The sequence below is a fragment of the Bradyrhizobium sp. 14AA genome (genome assembly GCF_054185205.1).
Genome location: NZ_JAVAYM010000023.1, coordinates 60,609 through 83,159, shown reverse-complemented (window position 1 = coordinate 83,159; position 22,551 = coordinate 60,609). Strand labels below are relative to the sequence as shown.

Here is a 22,551-nt window from a genome sequence, read left to right as displayed (position 1 = left end):
ACAACTAAGGAATTGTAGCGCGGTCTCGAGCACGATATAGCCCTAGTTGCGCCGCGTTTGCTTGGGCGCAGAAGTTCCCCCGTATTCCTTGCACAGAGCCAAACCAGTGACCGATCATTGCCGCCTCTGCCATTCGACCAATTTGCGCCCGGTCATCGACCTCGGACAGATGCCGATTGCGCATCGGCTTCGGCACAGCCGGGACGAACAGGACGAACGGTATCCCTTCGAGGTACTCGCGTGCGGCGATTGCGGTCTGCCGCAGATCGTCAAGCCGATCGATCCCGACATTCTGTACCGGCAGTTCAATTACAATTTCAGCAGCTGGAAGCCGGAGCCGCACCAGGTCGACGAGCTCGACACCATCGCGAAATTCTCGAAGCATCAATCCGTGTTCGAGATCGGATGCAACGACGGCCTGTTCATGGACAGACTGCGCGAACGCGGCGCGAAGGTTTTGGTCGGCGTCGAGCCCAACCCGGTGTCGGGCAAGATCGCCCGCGAGCGCGGCATCAAGGTGTATGCCGACATGATCAGCCCGGCAATGTGTCACGACGCAGTGGCGCAGGCGGGCAAGTTCGACCTCGTCGTCTCGCGCCAGGTGCTGGAGCACATCGTCGATTTCGAGAACTTTTTCGATTGCGTGAAGATTGCGCTCAGCGACGACGGCTTGCTGTTCATCGACGTGCCCGATTTCGCGCCCGGCTCGACGGCCGGCGATCTCTCCGTCCTCTGGGAGGAGCACGTCAGCTATTTCACCGAACCGACCCTGCTCGCGCTGCTGGCGCGCCACGGCTTCGAGGCGGTGTCCGTGAAGAAATACAATTTCAGCGGCGGCAGCCTCGCGATCGCAGCCCGCCGTGCGACGCACGCCGTGACCCCACCGCCCGCGCCGGCCGGCGTCGGCGAAAAATTCGGTCAGCTTGCGCGGGAGTATGGCGCGCGTCTCCGCCCGATCCTCGCCAAGGCCCGTGCCAACGGCGCCGAGATCGCCATCTACGGTGCGGGCTGCCGTGCCTGCACCTTCACCAATGCCCACGAACTGGCGGATCTCGTCGACCTCTCGGTCGACGACCAGAAGGAGCGCCAGGGGCTGTTCCTGCCCGGCACGGGCATTCCGATCCGCTCGCCTGACGACTTCGCCGGCAAATCGGATCCACTCGTCTGTCTTCTGGCCGTGAACGAGGAGAACGAGGCCAAGGTCAGCAGCCGGCTGCGCGAGACCGTGAAGCGCCCGCTGCACATCGTCTCGATCTTCGCGCCGTCCGACATCTGGAGCGAGCTCGATCGTCTCGAGGCGGCCGCAGGGTCGCGGCATGGCTGAGGACAAGCTCTTCAACTACTACGAACGCCAGGACGTCCTGCCGACGTTCGGTAACTTCAAATCGTCCGCTGAACTCGGGGCTTATGCCAGCCAGCGGCGCGAGCTGTTTTCGGACAAGCTGGTGCTGCCGCCGCGGCTGTTCCGCGACGCCGAGGTGCTGGAATTCGGCCCTGATTCCGGCGAGAACGCGCTGGTGTTTGCCGGCTGGGGCGCGAACATGACGCTCGCCGAGCCGAACCGTCATGCCCACGCAAAAATTCAGGCCTACTTCGCGCATTTCAGCCGGACGGAGCGTCTGCGCGAGCTCGTATCGTCGGACGTCGAGGGATTTCGCAGCGATCGCCGTTTCGACATCATCGATGCCGAAGGATTCATCTACACGGTGCAACCGACCGAAAACTGGCTCGGCATCTTTCATCGACTGCTCAATCCCGATGGTTACGCCGTCGTCTCCTACTACGAACGTTACGGCGGCTTCTTCGAGCTCGCGCTCAAGGCGATCCATGCGGCCGGCAAGGCATTGACGGGCCGCCCTGCGCTCGAAACGGCGAAGATGCTGTTCGACGCGAAATGGAACAGCATTCCGCACACCCGCAGCTTCGAATCCTGGCTGATGGACGTGCTGGAAAATCCATTCGTCCGTTACCGGTACTTCCTCGACGCGGGGGCGTTGTGCGCGGCCGCGCATCAGCAGGGATTCGACATCCATTCGGCGTGGCCGGCCTATCGCGACAGCGTGGACGTATACTGGCACAAAAAGGTCCTGCCCGATGACGAGAAGCTGCGGCGCGCGACACGCCATCTCAGCCGCAGCCGTTTGAGCTTCCTCGGCGGACGGAAGCTCTATCTGGTCGGCAGGAGCGACGCGGTCGACGCGATCTCGGCATCGATCGAAGCGCTGGTGCGCGATGTCGATGGCATGATCGATGATCCCTTCGGTGGCAGCCTGCCCCGCGTGATCGCGAGCCTCGCCTCGCTGCGGGAGACGGTCCGGACGACGGACATTCTCGCCGACGACGCTGCCGACATCGAAGCCATCATCGCAACGCTCGACAGTTTCCATCGCATCTTCAGCGCGATCGGGCGGCGGGATGCGTCCGCAGTCACTGCCCTGACCCAATCCGATCAGGCGTTCATCGACACCTGGGGACAGCCGGCGCATTTCCTCGTCGTCCGGAAGCGCTTCGAGGGATCGTAACACGTGAAGCCAGGCATTGGCATCGTCGGAACGGGCATGGTCGGCCAGATGTGCCACCTCGCCAATTTCGCCGCCAATCCCGCCTGCCGCGTTGTCGCCATCGCCGACCTCCGGCCGGATCTCGCCGCTGCGGCCGCGCAGAAATTCGGCATCTCGCGAGTTCATGGCACCCACCGGGAGCTGCTCGCGGACAACGAGGTGTCCGCCGTCGTCGTGGTGACGAAGCGCCGCGCCACCGGCCCGATCGTCCTCGATGCGTTGAACAGCGGTCGCCATGTGCTGTCGGAAAAGCCGATGGCCTACACCACGGCCCAAGCCGTCTCGCTGGCTGAGGCTGCGCGACGGCAAGGTCTCGTCTACAGCATCGGCTACATGAAGCGTCACGATGCCGGCGTGGCACGGGCGCTGGCCGAATTGGCGCGTATCCGAGCGAACCAGTCGCTCGGACGCATCGTCGGCGCACGCGGCTGGTGCTTTGGCGGCGATACTGGCCGGTCGCAGGACAACTTCGTCATGACCGCCGAAACGCGGCCGGACGGGCTCGAGCTCTGGCAGGACGGCCCCGACTGGATGCCAGGCGCGATGCGGCCCGGCTACGACAACTTCCTGAACGTGTTCAGCCATATCATCAATCTCGCGCGCTACGTGCTCGGGGCCTCGCCCGCCGTCGCCGAAAGCACCGTCGAGGCTTCGGGCGCCGCGCGCGTCACTCTCGACTTCGACGGCATCGCATGCGCGCTGCAACTCGCGAACGGATCCGATGGTGTCTGGCGCGAGGGACTCACGATCGCGTTCGAGCGGGGTACACTGACGATAGAATTGCCTCCCCCCTTCGCCGAGCAAGAGGCGGAGGTCATCCTCGATCAGGGCGGACAGGTCACGCGACTGACGCGTGCGACGAGCTGGGCGTTTCGGCGTCAGGCCGACGCATTCGTCGCCGATATCGTCGAGCGAAGGAGCCCGCTGGCCTCCGGCGAGGACTCCGTGACTGACATCGCCCTTGCGGAGACGATCTGGCGCCCAGGCGCTAGCGGCTAGGCTTGGCATCCTTGCTTGCGCCGTCGAGTGGCGTAATGCCGGCGATCGGGCCCAGCTTGATCGTGACCTGCCCAAGCTGAGCCAGAAGGCCTGCAACATCGCAGTAGGCCAGCAACCGGCACGCGTAGTACGTCCGCACCAAAGCCTGGTTCGGTGCAGCCGCGGGGCCCGGCTGGAACGAAATCGTCGCTTGCTGCCCCGACGGATCGAGATGACGGAACGCGCTTCCCGGCGCCACGCGCGCTGCTTCCATCTCCTGGAGGATGGTTGGCCGTTCGGCACGCAGGGCAAATCCGAAGAACGGTTGATCGCCCCAGGCCAGGCGGAGCATGCCGGTAACCTCGGCCAAGCCGAACGGCACATGCCGTGACGGGTAATCGACGAAGCCGTCGTCGAGCGCATAAACAGTCGCTGCCGGCTGGGTCCGGCTGACGAAGTTGTTGGCAAGGGCCTCCTGCTTCAGCGTTCTCGCCTGCATGAAGACGTAGACGTTCCACAGCAGGCCGATCGACAGCACCGACCCAAATCCGAACACGATCGCGAAAGCTGCCGTCGAGCCGATCGCGCGCTCGACCGATCGCTTCAAAGCGAGCAACGTCAATGCCGACGGCAGCCCGAACATCAGCAGATGGCGGCTCTCATAGAAATGCGACGTGGAGGGTCGCAATCCCGCGACCAGATAGGGGAACGACAACGCCAGAAACAGGACGACGGCGAGCGCGAGCGGCGCGGCGATCGCATATCTGGCCGCGGTCGGCTCCGCCTCGGAACGCAGCAGCAACAAGGCGGCGCCGACGAAGAGCGCAGCGACGATCAATGTCGCGCGTGCATCGGTCATCATATGGAACGCGTTGGCCACGACGTCCCAATAGCTGGTGAGGAAAAACGCGTGCCACCCTTGCGCCAGTTCGCCAAGCGTCGGGAAATGAGCGTTGTAGTGCTGCGCATAGACGCCGGTGCGTTTGAACCAGATATTGAGCACGCCCCAGTAGACCAGGGGAAGCACCGCCAATTCCGGATAACGGGTCACGCAGTACAATGCCGCGCGCCACGTACGCCCGATCAGGCCCCGCGCCCCGTTGCCGCTGCGCCAAACCGCGACGAACAGACCCAGCATCACGAAGGCATACAGCACGATCGTCGAGTTGAGTGCGAAGCTCAGCATGAACACGAGCGCACAGGCCAGGCGAAGCAGCGCGCAGCGCATGCCGCGCGCTCCGTAGGCCAGCGTCAACAGCCACGTGCCGAGGAAAAGCAGCCCGAAGCTGAGCACGTAGACCGCGTTCGCCTTGCCTGCCCAGAGCTGATAGCCGGGATAGGTCCAGACGATCAGGGCGAAGCCGACCGCCTCGGCCCGGTCGAGCAGATCGAGCCGCGCTGCCGTCAACGCCAGTGACATCGCGCCGAGGAAAATTCCGGCGAGCGCCAGCGCCACCATCACGGCGACGGGCGCGCCGGTCCAGTTGGCGAAGGTGTCGTAGCTGAAGAAGATCGGATGGCCCGCGCTGCTCAGGAGAAAATCGATGTCGATCACGACGTCCGGACGCGGCTTCAGCACCACCCAGTCGTCCATGAAGAGGCCGTCGTTCAGCAGCATCGGCGCATGCGCGGTCAGCAGCAGCGCCAGCAGAACGGCTGTCGCGCGGCGCATTGTGGATGTGCTGGGACGAGTGAGGGATGGCATCGGCGGCAAGAATTCGCACGCCCACCCGACTGCCGCAAGAGCCGGACGACGGGCTCCCAATTGGTCATTGACCGCAAAAATGCGACCTCCTATAGACACCGCACGGCATCGAGGCGTCCGAGGCGATTTTCCGCGATGAACTTCCTACCGGGCCCGGCGCAGACCGCTGCGATTTGTCTCAGTGCCGCGCTCCCGCTGCTGCTGCTGTGTTACGCACGTATCGCCGCCATTCGCGGAGCGGGTCGCCGTTTTCGGCTGGGCTGTCTCAGCGTCATCGCCCTTTTCGTGATCGCCTGCATCGCACTTCCGGGTCAACGGGATCTCGACGACGTGGTTGGCGGCTTCTTCCTGCTGGCGACCGCGATGATGCTTTGCTACGTCCTGTTCAGCCTGCTGGCCTGGGGCTTTACGCTGACGCTGCTCACGGCGCTGGTGCAGGCCGGACGTCCCCTCACCCTGGAGCAATGGGCAGCGGCCTACATGCAGGGCGGAGATCTCGGCACCTTCGCGCATAATCGATTGAAGCTCTTGGTTGGCTCCGGAATGGTGACGACAGCCAACAGCAGATTGACCCCGACGGCCAAGGGGCTCGCGGTGGCGCAGCTCGTCAAGCTCGTTCGTTTCTCAACGGGACTTGGGTGACGGCCACGATGTCATTCGCCGTTGGCCTCATTGCCGTCGTCGTATTCGCGCTGCTGGCGCCTGTCATGCAGTTCATGGCTCGTGTCCGGGCATGGTCGCTTGCCCCGGTGATCCTGCTCGCGATCGCTGCGATCGTCTCGCATCTTCTTGGCGTGGTGTTGGGCGTTTTGACCTTGCCGCAGTTCCGGTACTGGGACGCCGCATCGATTTTCGGATTTGGCGTCATGGGTTATGTTTTCGCCTTCGGCGCCGCCTACAAATCGGTTTCACTGGACATCCTGCTCGGTCTTGTCGATCGGCCCGACCGGACGGCTCCGCTTTCGCATGTCGTCGACCGCCAGGTTCCAGATCTGTTCCGGGGCCGCACAAGCATCCTGGTCGACGGTGGCCTGGTCGAACAGGTCGATTCCCGCTTTGAACCCACGGCGGCGGGCCAGACCATGGCAAGCCGGATCAGCAGGCTGCGCCATGCCTTCGGCATCGGTGACACCGGTCTTTACGATTTCACCGACTAGTGGCCCGAATGCCACTCTCCGACTCAATCGTGCCAGCCGGGTAGACCTGATCTGCGGGACCGATATTGTTTGGCGCACCCCGATCACCTAGAGTCAGGAGCGGGTTCCAACATCACGAGTAGCCGGCAACGGCAGTATGCGATGACACCTTCCAGAGCGGCAAAACGGCTTACGATCGTCATTCCTGCACTGAACGAGCAGGACAAGATCGCCGACACCATCGACGGCGTGCTGCCGCTTGCCCAGGAGCTGCTCGACGATTTCGAGATTTTCCTGATCGACGACGGCAGCACCGATGCCACTGGCGCGATCATGGACGAGTTCGCGGCCAGGGAGCCGCGGATCATCGTGCATCACAACCCCGAGCGGCGGGGCGTCGGCGCCGGATTCGAATACGCCCTGTCGCGCGCGAAGTTCGATGCCATCACGCTGATTCCCGGCGATCACGCCTTCCAGAACGAAGGCGTCGCCAGGATGTTCAAGGCGGCGGGCGCTGCCAACCTCGTCATCACCTATCGCGACAACCAGTCGGACCGCTCCGTCAACCGCTCGATCCAGTCGCATTCGCTGCGGTTCATCCTGAACTGCCTGTTCGGCTTCTGGCTGTCCGACTACCACAGCATGATCGTCTACCCCGTGAAATGGCTGCGCCAGATCGCGGTCAAGGCCGACGGCTACGGTTATCAGATCTGTGCGCTGATCTCGCTGCTCCAGCTCGGCCTCACCTATGTGCAGGTGCCGGTCAGCCTGAACGCGGAGCTGAAGGGCTCTTCCCGTGCGTTGCGGCTGCGCACCTATTTCGAGCTCATCGGGACCATCGTCTCACTGCTGCGCCGCGTTCCCATCCGGGACGTCGATCTCAGCCAGGTTCCCGTCGACGCCGGACGGACCTCCGCACGCTAATCCACAGCCGAGGCTGACTGTGGACAACGGACGCCGCCGCACGGGCATCTTTGTCCGTGTCCCGCCAGATTCCGACCTAAATGATTGATTTTGCTGGCAGGAGTGGCAGGGCTCGAACCTGCGACCCCCGGTTTTGGAGACCGGTGCTCTACCAATTGAGCTACACTCCTACGAACCTGCGTCGCCGCGGCTCAGGGGCGCTTTCAAGCACAGGGGGCGACCGGATTGCAAGGGAGAAGCGCACAAGGGCCGCTTGTTCACAGCGCGACTTCCGGGCGACAGTTGACCTCCAACGACAAAAACAACCCGGGAGCCCTCATGAACGCCCAAGCCGCCCCTAGCCCCGCCTCCGCAGCCCAGAGCCCGCCTTTGCCCGAGGTCCGCCCCGAAACGCTCGGCCTGTCGCGCCCCCGCCTCCAGGCCATGTCGGACGCCTTCAAGCGCGAGATCGACAAGGGGACCGTCCCTGGCGTCACCGTGCTGGTGGCCCGGCGCGGCCAGGTCGGCTGGTTCGAGGCCCTCGGCAAGCAGAGCCCGGCGGGCGCGACCCCGATGGCGCGCGATTCGATCTTCCGGATCTTCTCGATGACCAAGCCGATCGTTTCGGTTGCCGTCATGGCGCTGGTCGAGGACGGCCACCTCCTGCTCGGTGATCCCGTCGCCAAATTCATCCCCGAATTCGCCGACCAGAAGGTCGGCGTGATCAGCGGCGGCAGGCTGGAACTGGTTCCGCCCAGGCGGCCGATGACGGTGCAGGACCTGCTCCGCCACAGCTCGGGCCTGACCTATGAGCATCAGGGCGACGGCCCCGTGCACAAGCTCTACCAGGACTCGCGGGTGCGAAGCCGCAAGATCACCAATGCCGAGCACGCGGGCCTGGTGGCGAGCTTCCCGCTGGTCTGCCAGCCCGGCGCGGAGTTCAACTACAGCCGCTCCACGGACATCCTCGGCCGCATCATCGAGGTCGTCAGCGGCAAGTCGCTCGGCGCGTTCCTCACCGAGCGCGTGCTTGCGCCGCTCCAGATGGCCGAGACCGGCTTCTCGACGTCCGAGGCCAACGCCAACAGGCTCGCCGAACCGTTCGCGGCCGATCCCTGGACCGGCGACAAGGTCGCGCTCTTCAACATGCTCGAGCAGCCGGTGATGGAGTCCGGCGGCGGCGGCCTCGTCTCCACCACGCTGGACTATGCCCGCTTCTGCCTGATGCTGCGCAACGGCGGCACGCTCGACGGCAACAGGATCATCGGCCGCAAGACGCTGGAACTGATGGCGTCCGATCATCTCGGCCCCGGCGTTGCGATCAACGGCACCCTGCTCTCGCCCGGCCATGGATTCGGCCTCGGCTTCGCCGTGCGCACCGAGCCCGGCATCGCACCGTTCCCCGGCAGTGTCGGCCAGTATTTCTGGAGCGGCATCGCGGGGACGTTCTTCTGGATCGACCCGAAGGAAGACCTGTTCGCGGTGTTCATGAGCCAGGGCCCGGGCCAGCGCGACTACACGCGGACCCTGGTGCGGGATCTGGTTTACGCGGCGGTCGATTAGTCTCGTGCCCCGGACGCGCTGCAACGCCTTTAGAGTTGCTGCGCAGAGCCGGGGCCCATGCCTCCGCGATTTCGAAATCCCTCACCTTCTGGGTCCCGGCGCTGCGGGGCGGCACCGGAGCGCTTCGAAGACGCGCGTGAACGCGCTTATGGTGCCGCACCGCGTCCGGGACACGAGCGCGTCAGCTAATCGTCGCGCCGCCGTCGATCACCATGGTCTGGCCGGTCATGAAGTCGCCGGCCGCAGATCCCAGGAACACGGCCGCGCCCGCGATCTCGTCGGGGATGCCGATGCGCAGGAGCGGCGAACGCGCGGTCGAGGCCTTCAGGTTCTCCGGATTGTCCCACAGAGCCTTCGCAAAGTCGGTCTTGATCAGGCCGGGCGCGATGCAGTTCACGCGGATGTTGTGCTTGCCGTATTCGCAAGCGAGGTTGCGCGCGAGCTGCATGTCGGCGGCCTTGGAGATGGCATAGGCGCCGAGGATGGTCGAGCCTTTCAAGCCACCGATCGAGGAGACGATGATGACCGAGCCATCCTTGCGCTCGATCATCTGCGGCACCACCATCGAGATCAGCCAGTTGTTGGCGACGATGTTGTTGTCGAGGATCTTCCTGAACTGATCGTCGGAGATGCCGGCGAGCGGACCGTAATACGGGTTCGACGCCGCGTTGCACACCAGCACGTCGATCTTGCCGAAGGCGCGGTTGCTCTCGTCGACGAGGTTTTGCAGATTCTCCTTCGAGGAGATGTTGGCGGCAATCGCGACCGCGGTGCCCTTGCCGTACTTGTCGTTGATCCCCTTCGCCACGTCCTCGCAGACATCGGCCTTGCGCGAGGAGATCACGACCTTGGCGCCGTGTTCGGCCATGCGCTCGGCGATCGCAAGTCCGATGCCGCGCGTCGAGCCGGTGATGACGGCAACTTTCCCCTTCATGTCGAACAAGGTCATGTTTCTCTCCCAAGAGTATGATTTGGTTTGGCCCGAAGCTTACGCCGCACTCGCGCGCGCGGACAACGGCTTCAGGCGAGCTTCTTGACTTCCGGCCCCGCCAGCTGGTGCATTGCGGCGTGCGCATCATCGGCGATCCACGGCTGCTGGTTCACCATCGGCAGCCGCCAGACCGTGCGCTCGGGACTTGCGAAATGATCGAGCCGCGTGATCGACACGTTGTCGATGTCGAAGGACAGCGCCCGCTCCACCTGGCCGTCGAGCGCGAGGCCGATCGCCGCCTTGATGGTGCCGCCATGCGCGACCGCGATCACGTCCTGCCCGGCCGCCTCATTGTTGATCCGCTCGATGGTGCGGCGCGTGCGGTTGTAGAGGTCCATGAAGCTTTCGCCGCCGGGCGCCGGCTCGTTGATGTCGGCGAACCAGCTCGTCCCCACCGGGCGGCTCGCGATGAACTGGGCGCGGTTCATGCCCTGCCAGCGGCCGAGATTCTGCTCGGCGAGATCCGCTTCCCATTTCATCGAGGCAGGTCGCGGGAAACCGGCGGCCCAGATCGCTTCGGCGGTCTGGTGCGTGCGCACCAGATTGCTCGAATACCAGACCGCCTTGCGTGGCAGCACCTTGGCAACAGCATTGAACACGTAGGTGTCGCTGGTGTCGCAGGCGATGTCGCTCTGCCCGTAGATGTTGCCGCCGTCGTTGCGCACCGGCGCGTGACGGACCCACCACCACCGTGTCGTGACCACATTCGGCTTGTCTGCGCCTGCCATCGAACCTCTTCCATCCCGTTTGATGTCGCTGTACGTCAGGTATGAACGTGTCTCAAGACACTTTACTGTTTCAAATTCTGTTTGAAATTCCGTCGCGCGGCAAGCGTCGCGCAGTGCACCAAAGGGAGAAACGCATGGGCCGCCTGCAGGGCAAATCCGTCATCATTACCGGCGCCGGCAGCGGCATCGGCCGCGCCGCCGCGCTCCTCTTCACCAGAGAAGGCGCAAAGCTGATCGCTGTCGACCGCACCGAGGCGGTGAAGGAGACCGTCGACGAGGTGAGGAAGGCTGGCGGCGTCGCGGAAGCCATGGTTGCGGATGCGGGCTCCGAGAAGGACGTCATCGCCGTCATCGACAAGGCCGTGAAGACGCACGGCCGGCTCGACGTGATCTGGGCCAATGCCGGCGTCAGCGGCGGGCTCGTCCCGCTCGGCGAGCAGACCGTAGAGCAGTGGCAGGAGGTGCTGCGCGTCAATCTGATCGGACCGTTCCTCGCGGTGAAGCACGCGATGCCGCACATGGTGAAGCAGCAGTCCGGCGCGATCGTGCTGACCGCGTCCGTCGCGGGCCTCAAGGCCGGCGCCAGCGGCCATCCCTATGCCGCGAGCAAGGCCGGCGTGATCAGCCTGGTGCAGACCACGGCCTATTCGCTCACCGGCACCGGCGTGCGCATCAACGCGGTCTGCCCCGGCCTGATCGAGACCGGCATGACCAAGCCGATCTTCGACCGCGCCAAGGAGCGCGGCACCCAAGACAAGATCGGCCAGCTCAACCCGCTGAAGCGCCCCGGCCAACCACACGAGCTCGCGGCGATGGGATTGTTCCTGGCGAGCGATGAGGCCTCGTATGTGAACGGCCAGGCCTTCCCGGTTGACGGCGGCCTCACGGCGTCGATGCCGTATACGGGCAAGCCGGTTTAGCAAGGGCGGTCTTGTGTCCCGGACGCGCTGCAACGCTCTTGGCGTTGCTGCGCAGAGCCGGGACCCAGGAAGCCACGGCAATCGCTGCAGCATGGGCCCCGGCTCTGCAGCGCATCGTCGAACCGGACGATGCTTCGTATCGCCGGGATAACGCTGCGCTACGTCCGGGGCACGAGAGCGGAATTTCGGCGCACAGCTGCATAAACATCGTCATCGCGAGCGCAGCGAAGCAATCCAGAGTCTTTCCGCGGAGGGATTCTGGATTGCTTCGCTGCGCTCGCAATGACGGAGCAAGGAGCATCGGCGTCGCTTCTGTGGCTTGCATCCTCATCGCAAACACACCTTCACATCCTCGCGGCTGGTTTCGCCCGAGCTGTGCCTCGTCGCTCCACTCTCTGTGAAAGAGGGCGCAGGGAAGACCGAGTGCCGGCCGGGCACCCACGGTCCACTGTGCGAAAGGTGGCAACAAGAATTTGCACAGCGGCATACAGGTGAAGCCTAGCAACCGGCCTTCCCTGCGCAATGGTTTTACGGCTTATGTCGTGCTCTCCCCGGGGAGCGATGCACTATTGCCCCCGTCGCCTCGCAGATGGCTGATTTGCCGGCCCGGTCGGGCCGCACACATCACCACAAGACTTGGCGCACAGACCCCGGGCGCCAGGACCACACGATTTCGCCGTACGCTGATGGCACCGGTCGTATGCGCGACGGCTTTGCTCACGGTCTCCCGCCCTGCAAATCCGTTCGCGCCGATGCCATCTGCGTCCACCGCCGCCCGGCCCGCGTTCGTGACGATCGCGATACGCCCTCTTCCTTGGGCCGGGTTGCGGTGAGATGTACGCCGTTTCCGAAATTCGGTAAAGTGGAATATTTTTGGCGAGGCGGATTGTCCCATCGCTGGGGTGTTTTGCCCGACGGGCAACGCGAGACCTTGTAGCCCGGATGAGCGAAGCGATATCCGGGATTCCAACCGCGAGCGGCCCCGGGTATCGCTTCGCTCACCCGGGCTACGGGCCCTACGGGCCATGTTGATTTGCTCATTGGAGCGCCACGTTGGTATGGTTCATGCAGGCGTCTCCGCTTCCATCCCTCGACAAGAAATGACAATGCCCAACCCGATCTTCCCGAGTTCCAGAACCGATCGCATCCGCCACCTTCTCGCCGACCTCGTCGGTTTCGACACTGTCAGCGATCGCACCAACCTGCCCTTGATCGCCCACATCGAGAGCTATCTCGCTTTTCTCGGCCTTAAAGGCGAGCGCATCACCGACGCAACAGGGCAGAAGGCCTCGCTATGGGTCACGATCGGACCGGAGGACCGGCCAGGCCTGGTGCTGTCGGGCCATACCGACGTCGTGCCCGTCGTGGGCCAGGACTGGAGCCACGATCCGTTCAAGCTGGTCGAGCGCGACGGCAAGCTCTACGGCCGCGGCACCACCGACATGAAAGGTTTTGTCGCGGTGTGCCTGGCGATGGTGCCGGAGATGCTCGAGGCCAAGCTCGCAACGCCGATTCATCTGGCGATCTCCTATGACGAGGAGATCGGCTGCGTCGGCGTGCGGCCGATGCTCGGCGAGGTCGCGAAGAAGAGGGTCAGGCCGCTCGGCGCTTTCATCGGCGAGCCGACCGAGATGAAAGTCATCATCGGCCACAAGGGCAAGCACGGCGTGCGCGCGACCTTTCGCGGGCTCGCCCGCCACTCCTCGATCGCGCCCGAAGGCGTCAATGCGATCGAATATGCGGCCGAGCTCATCGTCGAGATCAGGCGCCGCGCGGTGAAGCTCGCGAGCGAGGTCGAACGCGCCAGCCTCTACGACGTTCCGCACTCGACGCTGCTGACGAGCATCGTGCATGGCGGCGCGGCGCTCAACATCGTGCCCGACACCTGCACGGTCGATTTCGAATGCCGCGGCATCGGCATCACTGAGTCCCGGGAAGTGACGGATGCGATCGTCGCCTGGGCGAAAGCGGAGCTCGAGCCGGCGATGAAGGCCAGGAATCCCGAGTGCGGCATCGATTTCGAGGAGATCCTCGACTACCCCGCTCTCGACACCAAGGCCGACGCCGCCATCGTCACACTGGCGAAGAGCCTTGCGGGGCGTAACGACCACGCCAAGGTCGCCTTCGGCACCGAAGCGAGCCTGTTTGCCAGCATCGCCGATATCCCGTCAGTGGTGATCGGCCCCGGCTCGATCGCGCAGGCGCATACGCCGGATGAGTTCATCGCGATGGCGGAGCTGGAGAAATGCGCGGGCTTCGTGGAGAAGCTGATCGCGCATTGCGCGAAGGGGTAGTCACAAGCACCGCTGCCGTAGGGTGGGCAAAGCGCAGCGTGCCCACGATCTGCTGCGATCATCACAAAGAGATCGTGGGCACAGCGCTACGCGCTTTTGCCCACCCTACGAGAGCTGTCGGCGATAAGGCTCCTCGCTCTCCTCCCCGTCATTGCGAGGAGCGAAGCGACGAAGCAATCCAGACTGCCGCCGCAGAAGCATGCTGGATTGCTTCGCTGCGCTCGCAATGACGGAATGCGCGGGGCCGCCCGTGGCCCGGATGAGCGCAGGGACTACGGCTTGCTACCGTGAAGGTGAAGGAACGAGGCGAGACCGCCAATGAATGTGGGATTTTCTGGCTCATAGCTCAATGCCCTGCGGTAGCACTCTTCGGCAAGCACGAGCTCGCCCAAATCTTCGTAGCAACCGGCAAGACTGTGCAAGGCTTCTCCGTGCTCCCAGCCCGGATCCTGCGCGACGATCTTGGCGTAAAGAGTTGCAGCCTCTTTCAGCCGCCCTGCATTCATGGCGTTACGCGCACGCTGTTCGAGTTCCAGCAGGTCAAGCGCCGTGCGTGTCAAATGCGTCCTCACGCCGAAAGTTCATATGAAAAAAGGCGCAGCCACCGGCCGCGCCTTTCGCATTTCCTACACCGCGCCCGCCTTCTGCGCGTACTCCCACGACGCCTGTGACAGCGGCACGGTGCGCTTGGCGGATTCGAGCGCCTTGGCATTCGCGGCAGTGCCGTCGCGGATGCGGCCGGCGATTCCTTGCGTGATGCCCGCAAGGCGGAACAAATTGTAGGAGAAGTACCAGTTGAGATCAGGCACGTTCATCTTGGTGACGTTGCAGTAGATCTGCGCAGCCTCTTCCAGGCTCGGGATGTTGAGCGCCTTGAGGTCGACGCCCTGCAGACCCGGCATGATCCACTGCATCAAGAGATACGTGAAATCGGCCATGGGATCGCCGAGCGTCGACAGTTCCCAGTCGAGCACGGCCTGCACGCGCGGTTCCGTTGCGTGGAAAATCATGTTGTCGAGGCGATAGTCGCCGTGGACGATCGAGACGCGCGCCTGCTCCGGCACGGTCTTGGGCAGCCATTCGGCGACCTTCTCGAACTCGGGAATATGCTGCGTTTCCGACGCGCGATACTGCTTGGTCCAGCGGTCGATCTGGCGCGCGAAATAATTGCCGGGCTTGCCGAACTCGCCGAGGCCGATTGCAACAGGGTCGTACATGTGGAGCTTGGCCAGCGTCTCGATCTTGCTGGTGAAGATCTTGCGCCGCGCATCGGCATCCTGGCTCGGCAGCGCCGGATCCCAGAACACCCGGCCCTCCTCCATCGACATGATGTAGAAGGCCGCGCCGATGACGCCGTCGTCCTGGCACAGCGCATAGGCGTGCGCGACCGGAAAGCCCTGCTTGCCGAGCGCCGCGATCACGCGATATTCGCGGTCGACCGCGTGTGCCGAGGGCAGCAATTTGCCGAACGGCTTTCGGCGCATCACGTAGGAGCGCTTCGGCGTATTCAGCCGGTAGGTCGGATTGGACTGGCCGCCCTTGAACTGGAGGACGACCAGCGGTCCCTCATAGCCTTCGACGTTGTCGCGCATCCAGGCTTCCAGGCGCAGCTCGTCGAAACGATGCCGCTCCTCGATCGGCTTGGTGCCCGAGAATTCTTCGTCTTTCCTGACGCCGTCAGCCACGATGACGCTCCCTCTTCAGTCCTGACCATTTCAGGTCGGGCACGATCCTAATCGGTAACCGCCGACGCACTTGCGTCAAGCGGTCATCCGGAAGCGGATCATGTCCTGTCGCTTCATCAGTCGGGAGCGCTTTCCGGCGCTCCCTCTTGATAACTTGCTTAGTGACTTGAAGAGTTTGCATACTTCCGAAGTTCAAGTCTGGCAATGGCGCGGTTGTGCACCTCGTCCGGACCGTCGGCGAGACGGAGGGTGCGGATGTGCGCGTAGTCCTTGGCAAGGCCCGCCTCGTCCGAGACGCCGGCGCCGCCGAAGGCCTGGATCGCCTGATCGATGATCTTCAGCGCCATATTGGGACCGGCGACCTTGATCATGGCGATCTCGGCCTGCGCGGTCTTGTTGCCGACCTTGTCCATCATGTCGGCGGCCTTGAGGCACAGCAGGCGATTCATCTCGATATCGGTGCGCGCCTCGCCGATGCGCTGCTCCCACACCGAATGCTCGATGATCTTCTTGCCGAAGGCGGTGCGCGAGGCGAGCCGCTTCACCATCTTCTCCAGCGCCTCCTCGGCCTTGCCGATGGTGCGCATGCAGTGATGGATACGGCCCGGTCCGAGACGGCCCTGCGCGATCTCGAAGCCGCGGCCTTCGCCGAGCAGGATGTTTTCCTTGGGCACGCGCACGTTCTCGAGCAGCACCTGGGCGTGGCCGTGCGGCGCGTCGTCGAAGCCGAACACCGGCAGCATCTTCTCGACCTTGATGCCTGATGTGTCGAGCGGAACCAGGATCTGCGACTGCTGCTGGTGCTTGGCTGCCTTGAAATCGGTCTTGCCCATCAAGATCGCGATCTTGCAGCGGGGATCACCGACGCCGGACGACCACCATTTGCGGCCGTTGATGACGTAGTGATCGCCATCCCTCTTGATGCTGGTCTCGATGTTGGTGGCGTCGGATGAGGCGACCGCCGGTTCCGTCATCAGGAAGGCCGAGCGGATCTCGCCGTCCATCAGCGGGCGCAGCCATTTGCGCTTCTGCTCCTTGGAGCCGTAGCGCATGAACACTTCCATGTTGCCGGTGTCGGGCGCGGAACAGTTGAACACTTCCGAAGCCCAGGTGATGCGGCCCATCTCTTCCGAGAGCAGCGCGTATTCGAGATTGGTCAATCCCGCGCCACGGAATTCGTCGTCCTCATGCTCGTTCGGCGGCATGAACATGTTCCAGAGGCCTTCGGCCTTCGCCTTTTTCTTGAGGTCCTCGAGCACCGGGATCACCTTCCAGCGTTCGCCGCTGCGATCCTGCTCGTCGTAAACCGGCACCGCCGGACGCACGTGCTTGGCCATGAAGGACCGCACGCGGTCGAGCCATTCCTTCTGCTTGGGGGACAGATCGAAATCCATGGGACGCTCCTCGTTTCTCTCTCGCTAGTCCTTTTGCGCCGAACTGTCCTCCCGCCGTGGGCGGCCCGCAAGCGCGAATGCGCTGGCTTGCGGACGCCCCGGAACCCATCGCAGTTGCGAACGAGTCCCGATTGCGGATTGACTTTTCCCGGCCTTCAAACGATGGTTTCATACAACTGTTTGAATTGCAACTCCCCCCCCTGAGGGCTCTCATGGCCAGCGATCACACAAGGTCTGCCATTCTCGCCGCCGCCGAACGGCTCTATGCCGACCGCGGGTTCGGCGACGTGACGCTGCGCGACATCGTCGCGGAGGCGAACGTCAACCTGGCGGCGGTGAACTATCATTTCGGCTCGAAGGACGAATTGATCGCGGAGCTGTTCGTCACCCGCTCGATCGCCACCAACCGCGAGCGCTTGCGCGAGTTGAAGGCCGCCGAGGAAGAAGGCGGCGGCCGCGCGCCGATCGAGGTGATCTTGCACGCGCTGGTCGGGCCGACCTTGCGCGGTTGCCTCGGCCCCGAAAACCAGCGCTCGACCGCGGCGCGCTTCATGATCCGCGCCTCGATCGAATCCGTGCCGCCGATCCGCCGCATCAAGAATCGCGAGATCGACCATTTGCGCAAATTCGCCGGCGCGATGCGCCGCGCCCTGCCCGACCGCAGCGACGTCGATATCTATTGGGGCCTGAATTTCGCGCTCGCCATGGCGCACCACACCATCCGCGAGAGCGAGCGGCTGATCAAGCTGTCGGAAGGCAAATGCGATCTCGACGACGTCGAGGACGTCGTCACGCGCGTGGTGAGCGTGGCGACGATGGCGCTGACGGCGGGAAAGGCGAAGGCGCCCGCGCGTGCACTCGCACGCGACGCGCGCTGACGAATGATCTCGATCGAATCGAGCGTACGCCTCGTCCTTCGAGACGCCCGCTTCGCGGTCTCCTCAGGTTGAGGCTAATCGGCACCGTGGCCCGGTAAGTCTGCAGCCGCGCACTCCACCCTCATCCTGTAAGGAGCCCGCCCAAGCCGGCGTCTCGAAGGATGGCCACAGGGAAACCGGGGGCGCCCACTCCACCTCACATCATCGCGATGCAGTCGATCTCGACGTCGAAGGGGCCGAACCATTCCGGCGTGCAGACGAAGATCCGCGCCGGCGGATCAACCGGAAAATAGCGGGCGTAGACCGCGTTGAACGCGGCGAAATGCTTCGTCGAGGTGCAGTAGACGTTGCACTTCATGACGTTGTCGAGGGAGGCGCCCGCGGTTTCCAGGCAGAGCTTCATCTGCTCCATGATGATCTCGCTCTGCCGCTCGATCGGCATTTGCGCGAGCTCGCCCGTCTCCGGGTCGAATGGCGGCAGGCCGGCAACGAAGATCATGTTGCCGGCGCGCGTGACCGGCGAGGTCGGCGCCTTCCAGCGGTCGAGAAACGTCGAGATCGGTTCGACGCGGAGCGCTTCGCGTTTCATGCCGGCCACCTTCGGTTCGAGCGAAACTGACGGCTGACTACATCATTCTGCAGCCGGCATGCTTCGCTTTTGATCGAAGTGTGGTCGCAACCCGCGGGCTTAAGCCCGCTGCGGCATCTCCTCGGCCTCTTCCTTGGCGAGCAGCAGCAGCATCTCGATGCCCATCTCGCCTTCCTGAGGCGAGCGGATGAACTTGATCTCCTCGGCACTCCGCCGCAGTGCAGCAACAATGGCGACGGCCTGGTTGGCGGTGGCCGCCTCGGTCGCCAGAATTGCCTTCTGGTCCTTCGCCTGGAACCCGATCGTGTAGGACATCTACTTCCCTCCCGAACTCAAGTGGAGAGATCGAATCAGAGTCGGACGAAAAGTGGAAGCCGTGTCGAATACGGACGGGTTTATCTGGGGATTGCGCGCAAGCTCCACGCAAGGCCGCGCGAACGTCATGCTTCCGTCACCAGTTGCTGCGCAGCAATCCCGGCTGTGGCCACTTCCAGCACAGACGTCGCGATCCGCTCGGGCTTTGGGGGTCGCCCCGCTTGCGAGCAGAGGCGAAAACAAGGCTAGATGATGCCCTGCTTCTTCAGTTCCTCGATTTTCCCCGCATCATAGCCGAGCTTGCCGCCGAGAACTTCCTGCGTGTGCTCGCCGAGCAGCGGCGGCGCGCGATAGGTCTCGATCGGGGTCTCCGAGAAGGTCAGCGCGTTGCGGATCAGCGACAGCTCCGGCTCGAACTTGTGCTCGGTCTTCACCCGCATGCCGCGCGACTGGACGTGCGGATCGGAAAACACCTGCTCGAAATTGTTGATCGGGCCCGACGGCACGCCGGCCTCCTCCAGCTTTTCCAGCCAGTAGGCCACCGGCTGCTTCAGGAACAGGCCGGCGAAGATCGCCATGATCTCCTTGCCGTGCACGACGCGGTCGTTGTTCCTGACGAAGCGCTTGTCATTGGCGAGCTCGGGCTCGCCGAGCACGGCGCAGGTGCGCTGGAACTGGCCGTCATTGCCGACCACCAGCATCAATTCGCCGTCGGTGCAGCGGAACACGCCGGCCGGCATGCCGCCATTGCCCCAGGTGCCGCGCCGCGGCGGCGTCTTGCCGTTGACGAGGTAGATCTGCAGCCAGTGGCTGAGCGAGGCAATCACGGTGTCGAGCAGGCAGACGTCGAGATGCTGTCCGACGCCGCCATTGGCGTCGCGATTGTAGAGCGCCGAGAGAATCCCGATCGAGGTGTTCATGCCGGTCATGTAGTCGACGATGGAGGGACCGACCTTCATCGGGCCCTCGCCCGGCTCGCCGTCCATGTGGCCGGTGACGCTCATCAGGCCGCCCATCGCCTGCAGGATGGCGTCATAGCCGGCGCGCGGCGCGTAAGGGCCGGTCTGGCCGAAGCCGGTCACCGAGCAATAGATGATGCGGGGATTGATCGCCTTGATCGTCTCGTAGTCGAGGCCGTAGCGCTTGAGGTCGCCGACCTTGTAGTTCTCCATGAAGACGTCGACATCCCTGGCGAGCTCGCGGATGATCGCCTGCCCCTCGGGCTTGGCGATGTTGACGGTGACCGACTTCTTGTTGCGGTTGGCGCAGAGGTAGAACGAATTATTGTTGTTTGCCTTGCCCTCGGGATCGGTCAGGTAAGGCGGCCCGAAGGCGCGCGCGTCGTCGCCGGTGCCCGGCCGCTCGATCTTGATCACCTCCGCACCGAGGTCGCCGAGCATCTGGGCCGACAAGGGCCCGGCAAGCACGCGCGTGAGGTCAAGGATCTTGATGCCTGAGAGCGGCAAGGCCGACATGTCGATTTCCTCCGGGGAACTGGATCTTGGCGCGGCGGCGAGATCGCGGGCCGCGCTCCCTGCGGATACACCATTTTCGTTCCCCGAGCACTGCGCTCCGGGCATACGGCCATCCCTGCCCCGGCGGCCAAACCGGCCACCGAGATCGAATTCCGCGCCGTGAATATTGCCTCAGGTTACAGCAGCCGCAACCACCTGCGGCCTGCGGCGACCGAGCAGGACCAGAATCAGCACCGTTGCGCAGGAGCAGACGAAGGTGAGACCGAGCGCGCTGCGGCTGCCGAACTGGGTAAGCAGGCCTGCCAGCAGCGGCGGAGACAGCGCGGAGGCGAGATTGAGCGGCAATGCGATCATCGACATCGCCTTGGCGAACTCGGCCTGGTCGTAGAACACCAGCGGGATGGTCGCCCGCGCCACCGCCATGGCGCCGCTGCCGGCGCCATAGAGCAGGATGAAGACTGCGACCGCCCAGGTCGCGCCCTCACTCATCATCAGGAGCAGCATCGCCACGGGAAGCGCGGTGCCGGCGACGAGCCCGGTCGTGATGCCGTCCCACCGCCCACCGCCGAGGAAGTCGAGCCCGCGGGCGCTGACCTGGATCACGCCCAGCATCGAGCCGAAGAGCAGCGCCTGCGCGGGTGCAAGGCCCTCCGCTCGCAACAGCTCGATCAGGATGGCGCCGATGCCGAAATTGACGAAGGCGTTCATCGTGATCACGCAGACGACGAGACCGAAGGTGCTTCTTGGAATCGCAGGCGGCGGCGCAGCCTTGACGGCCTCACCAAGATCGTCAGTCGTAATTTTCCGGCGCGGCGCGACAAACGCATAGAGCGGAAGGTTGATGGCGAGCATCATCGCCGCATAGACGAGACAGGTCCCGCGCCAGCCGAGCCAATCGCTCAGGAACGACGTGGTCGGCCAGAAGATGCTGCTGGAGAGACCCGTCACCAGCATCAGCCCGCCGATGGCATTCTTGGCGCCCCGTCCGGCAACCTCGTTGAGCATGATATAGGCGCCGGTCGACAACGTGGCGCTGCCGCCCATGCCGAGAATCACCCAGCCGGCGAAATAGAGCATCGGCTCACGCGCGAAAAACAGAACAACGTAGCCCGGCGCGGAGACAACAGTGCCCACCATCATCACCCCGCGTGCGCCGTGCCGGGCAAAGGCCTTGGCGAGCCAGGGCGCGCAGAGGCCCATGGTGACATAGAGGACCGAGCTGCCCGCGAACACCGCCGGCAGGCTCATGCCGAGATCGGCTCCGAGGTCGCGGCCGACCACGGCCGGAAGGCCGATCGTACCCCATCCAATGAGTTGGGTGATGGCAAGCACCAGCAGGACCCCGATGAGCCTGCTGTCAGATTTCAACAATTGCATTCCAGTCGTCGCCTGCCCGGCAGGCGCCGATCACGCCTGTGAGCCCTGTCTTATCCGGAGACTCGGCACAGCGGAACGCCGGCCGCCGAATGGCAGTAGGCAGCCGGAAGCATGTCAGGAGGAGGCGGTAGCCCCTACCCGCCGATCCCGAGCAAGGATCGCGCCTCGGCCGCGGTCGCAACGCGCCGGCCGTGACGCTTGACCGCCTCGCAGGCGATGGTCACGAGCTCCGCGTTGCTGGCGGCGAGGCGCGTCTTGTCGACCCTGATATTGTCCTCGAGCCCGGTCCGGACCGCGTCGGCGCCCCGCGCCAGCGCCCAGCCCATGACCTCGGCCTGGTGACGTCCGATCCCGGCCGCGGTCCACGTCGCTTTCGGAATCAACCGCCGGAGCTCGCCCAACAGGATGTCGAGGACATGCTCGTCCGCGGGCATCGCGTTCTTGACGCCCATGACGAACTGTACGTGCGGACGTGCGTCCATCAGCCCCGCCTCGATCAGGCGGCGGGCACCATGGATATGCGACAGATCGAAGATCTCGATTTCCGGCCGGATGCCATTCGTCTTCATGCCGGTGGCGAGGGTCTCGACCAGGGCGGCGCTGTTCTCATAAACAATCGTCGGGAAGTTCACCGATCCCGTGGACAGCGAGGCCATGTCCGGCTTCAGATAGAGTGATGATCCACGCGCCGAGGGATCGCGGCCCCGCCCGCCGGTCGAGAACTGGACGATCATGTCAGGACAGTGCTTCCTGATCCCCTCCTGCACCAGGACGAAGCGTTCGGGATCGGACGACGGCGTCTCGTCATCGTTGCGAACATGGATGTGGGCAAGCGTGGCGCCGGCCTCGAAGGCCTGGTGCGTCGACTCGATCTGTTCGGACGGCAGGATAGGCACCGCCGGATTGTCCTTCTTGCGCGGAACGGAGCCGGTGATAGCGACAGCAACGACGACGGGGTTCATCCTGCAACCTCATGATGATCGCGCTCACGCGCACCAAGTTCAATCAGGCCATGACATAACGCGCGGAGCCCTGCCGCCGCAAACATCAATTGTCGCA

The 22,551-nt window shown here is 64.1% G+C and carries 21 protein-coding genes and 1 tRNA gene; 10 read left to right on the top strand and 12 right to left on the bottom strand.

Features of this window, described 5'->3' with window-relative positions:
• The first annotated feature begins 106 nt into the window (after window positions 1-106).
• Genes RAD15_RS32850 through RAD15_RS32840 form a run of 3 tightly spaced genes read left to right on the top strand, consistent with a single transcriptional unit; the run spans window position 107 to window position 3,560 of the window.
• Window positions 107-1,324, top strand: a complete 1,218-nt coding sequence (locus RAD15_RS32850) for a class I SAM-dependent methyltransferase (protein ID WP_458182635.1) — start codon at window positions 107-109, stop codon at window positions 1,322-1,324.
• Window positions 1,317-2,522 (top strand): class I SAM-dependent methyltransferase, encoded by a 1,206-nt coding sequence (locus RAD15_RS32845; RefSeq protein WP_458182634.1) that lies wholly within the window; start codon window positions 1,317-1,319, stop codon window positions 2,520-2,522. The genes RAD15_RS32850 and RAD15_RS32845 overlap by 8 nt, the downstream gene beginning before the upstream one ends.
• 3 nt (window positions 2,523-2,525) lie before the next feature.
• The gene (locus RAD15_RS32840) at window positions 2,526-3,560 is read left to right on the top strand and encodes a Gfo/Idh/MocA family protein (RefSeq protein ID WP_458182633.1); all 1,035 of its coding nucleotides are present in this window, start codon (window positions 2,526-2,528) and stop codon (window positions 3,558-3,560) included.
• Here the strand turns inward: RAD15_RS32840 and RAD15_RS32835 are convergent.
• On the bottom strand, window positions 3,550-5,211 hold the full coding sequence (locus RAD15_RS32835) for a hypothetical protein (RefSeq protein WP_458182632.1): 1,662 nt from the start codon (window positions 5,209-5,211) through the stop codon (window positions 3,550-3,552). The two genes, RAD15_RS32840 and RAD15_RS32835, sit on opposite strands and share 11 nt — an antisense overlap.
• A gap of 168 nt (window positions 5,212-5,379) precedes the next feature.
• Between RAD15_RS32835 and RAD15_RS32830 the strand changes: the two genes are divergently transcribed.
• The 3 genes from RAD15_RS32830 to RAD15_RS32820 all read left to right on the top strand — a co-directional run bounded on the left by RAD15_RS32830 (window position 5,380) and on the right by RAD15_RS32820 (window position 7,304).
• Window positions 5,380-5,886: a hypothetical protein gene (locus RAD15_RS32830; protein WP_458182630.1), complete on the top strand. Its 507-nt coding sequence runs from the start codon at window positions 5,380-5,382 to the stop codon at window positions 5,884-5,886.
• Window positions 5,883-6,401 carry a hypothetical protein gene (locus RAD15_RS32825; RefSeq protein ID WP_458182628.1) on the top strand — a complete coding sequence of 173 codons (519 nt, stop codon included), beginning with the start codon at window positions 5,883-5,885 and terminating at the stop codon, window positions 6,399-6,401. Before RAD15_RS32830 ends, RAD15_RS32825 begins: the two co-directional genes overlap by 4 nt.
• A gap of 141 nt (window positions 6,402-6,542) precedes the next feature.
• A complete protein-coding gene (locus RAD15_RS32820; protein ID WP_458182627.1) occupies window positions 6,543-7,304 on the top strand; it encodes a glycosyltransferase family 2 protein in 762 nt (253 codons plus the stop codon).
• Window positions 7,305-7,398: 94 nt separating this feature from the next.
• On the opposite strand, the gene RAD15_RS32815 is transcribed toward RAD15_RS32820, so the two are convergent.
• Window positions 7,399-7,474, bottom strand: a tRNA-Trp gene (locus tag RAD15_RS32815).
• Window positions 7,475-7,622: 148 nt separating this feature from the next.
• Here RAD15_RS32815 and RAD15_RS32810 point away from each other — a divergent pair.
• The gene (locus tag RAD15_RS32810) at window positions 7,623-8,846 is read left to right on the top strand and encodes a serine hydrolase domain-containing protein (protein ID WP_458182625.1); all 1,224 of its coding nucleotides are present in this window, start codon (window positions 7,623-7,625) and stop codon (window positions 8,844-8,846) included.
• Window positions 8,847-9,027: 181 nt separating this feature from the next.
• Here RAD15_RS32810 and RAD15_RS32805 read toward each other — a convergent pair whose 3' ends face one another.
• Window positions 9,028-9,795 (bottom strand): SDR family NAD(P)-dependent oxidoreductase, encoded by a 768-nt coding sequence (locus tag RAD15_RS32805; protein ID WP_458182624.1) that lies wholly within the window; start codon window positions 9,793-9,795, stop codon window positions 9,028-9,030.
• Window positions 9,796-9,866: 71 nt separating this feature from the next.
• Entirely contained in the window at window positions 9,867-10,565 is a 699-nt protein-coding gene (locus tag RAD15_RS32800; RefSeq protein ID WP_458182623.1) for a histidine phosphatase family protein, read from the bottom strand.
• A 134-nt stretch (window positions 10,566-10,699) separates the two neighbouring features.
• Here RAD15_RS32800 and RAD15_RS32795 point away from each other — a divergent pair, with 134 nt between their 5' ends.
• On the top strand, window positions 10,700-11,485 hold the full coding sequence (locus RAD15_RS32795) for an SDR family NAD(P)-dependent oxidoreductase (protein WP_458182621.1): 786 nt from the start codon (window positions 10,700-10,702) through the stop codon (window positions 11,483-11,485).
• Between the two features lie 1,106 nt (window positions 11,486-12,591).
• Window positions 12,592-13,779, top strand: coding sequence for an acetylornithine deacetylase (gene argE, locus RAD15_RS32790; RefSeq protein ID WP_458182620.1), 1,188 nt, complete (start codon window positions 12,592-12,594; stop codon window positions 13,777-13,779).
• Between the two features lie 272 nt (window positions 13,780-14,051).
• Here argE and RAD15_RS32785 read toward each other — a convergent pair whose 3' ends face one another.
• The 3 genes from RAD15_RS32785 to RAD15_RS32775 form a co-directional block, all read right to left on the bottom strand.
• Complete coding sequence (locus RAD15_RS32785; protein ID WP_458182619.1) at window positions 14,052-14,339, bottom strand: tetratricopeptide repeat protein; 288 nt, start codon at window positions 14,337-14,339, stop codon at window positions 14,052-14,054.
• Window positions 14,340-14,405: 66 nt separating this feature from the next.
• Window positions 14,406-15,464, bottom strand: coding sequence for a phosphotransferase family protein (locus tag RAD15_RS32780; protein WP_458182617.1), 1,059 nt, complete (start codon window positions 15,462-15,464; stop codon window positions 14,406-14,408).
• A gap of 158 nt (window positions 15,465-15,622) precedes the next feature.
• The gene (locus RAD15_RS32775) at window positions 15,623-16,858 is read right to left on the bottom strand and encodes an acyl-CoA dehydrogenase family protein (RefSeq protein WP_458182616.1); all 1,236 of its coding nucleotides are present in this window, start codon (window positions 16,856-16,858) and stop codon (window positions 15,623-15,625) included.
• A 212-nt stretch (window positions 16,859-17,070) separates the two neighbouring features.
• Between RAD15_RS32775 and RAD15_RS32770 the strand changes: the two genes are divergently transcribed.
• Window positions 17,071-17,736 (top strand): TetR/AcrR family transcriptional regulator, encoded by a 666-nt coding sequence (locus RAD15_RS32770; RefSeq protein ID WP_458182613.1) that lies wholly within the window; start codon window positions 17,071-17,073, stop codon window positions 17,734-17,736.
• Window positions 17,737-17,932: 196 nt separating this feature from the next.
• On the opposite strand, the gene RAD15_RS32765 is transcribed toward RAD15_RS32770, so the two are convergent.
• From RAD15_RS32765 to RAD15_RS32745, 5 genes are all read right to left on the bottom strand, one after another.
• Window positions 17,933-18,325, bottom strand: a complete 393-nt coding sequence (locus RAD15_RS32765; protein WP_458182611.1) for a RidA family protein — start codon at window positions 18,323-18,325, stop codon at window positions 17,933-17,935.
• 99 nt (window positions 18,326-18,424) lie between these two features.
• A complete protein-coding gene (locus RAD15_RS32760; RefSeq protein ID WP_246918593.1) occupies window positions 18,425-18,640 on the bottom strand; it encodes a hypothetical protein in 216 nt (71 codons plus the stop codon).
• A 245-nt stretch (window positions 18,641-18,885) separates the two neighbouring features.
• Window positions 18,886-20,115 (bottom strand): CaiB/BaiF CoA transferase family protein, encoded by a 1,230-nt coding sequence (locus tag RAD15_RS32755; RefSeq protein WP_458182610.1) that lies wholly within the window; start codon window positions 20,113-20,115, stop codon window positions 18,886-18,888.
• 171 nt (window positions 20,116-20,286) lie between these two features.
• Window positions 20,287-21,492 carry an MFS transporter gene (locus tag RAD15_RS32750; RefSeq protein WP_458182608.1) on the bottom strand — a complete coding sequence of 402 codons (1,206 nt, stop codon included), beginning with the start codon at window positions 21,490-21,492 and terminating at the stop codon, window positions 20,287-20,289.
• A gap of 134 nt (window positions 21,493-21,626) precedes the next feature.
• Entirely contained in the window at window positions 21,627-22,454 is an 828-nt protein-coding gene (locus tag RAD15_RS32745) for a 3-keto-5-aminohexanoate cleavage protein (protein WP_458182606.1), read from the bottom strand.
• Between the last annotated feature and the right edge of the window lie 97 nt (window positions 22,455-22,551).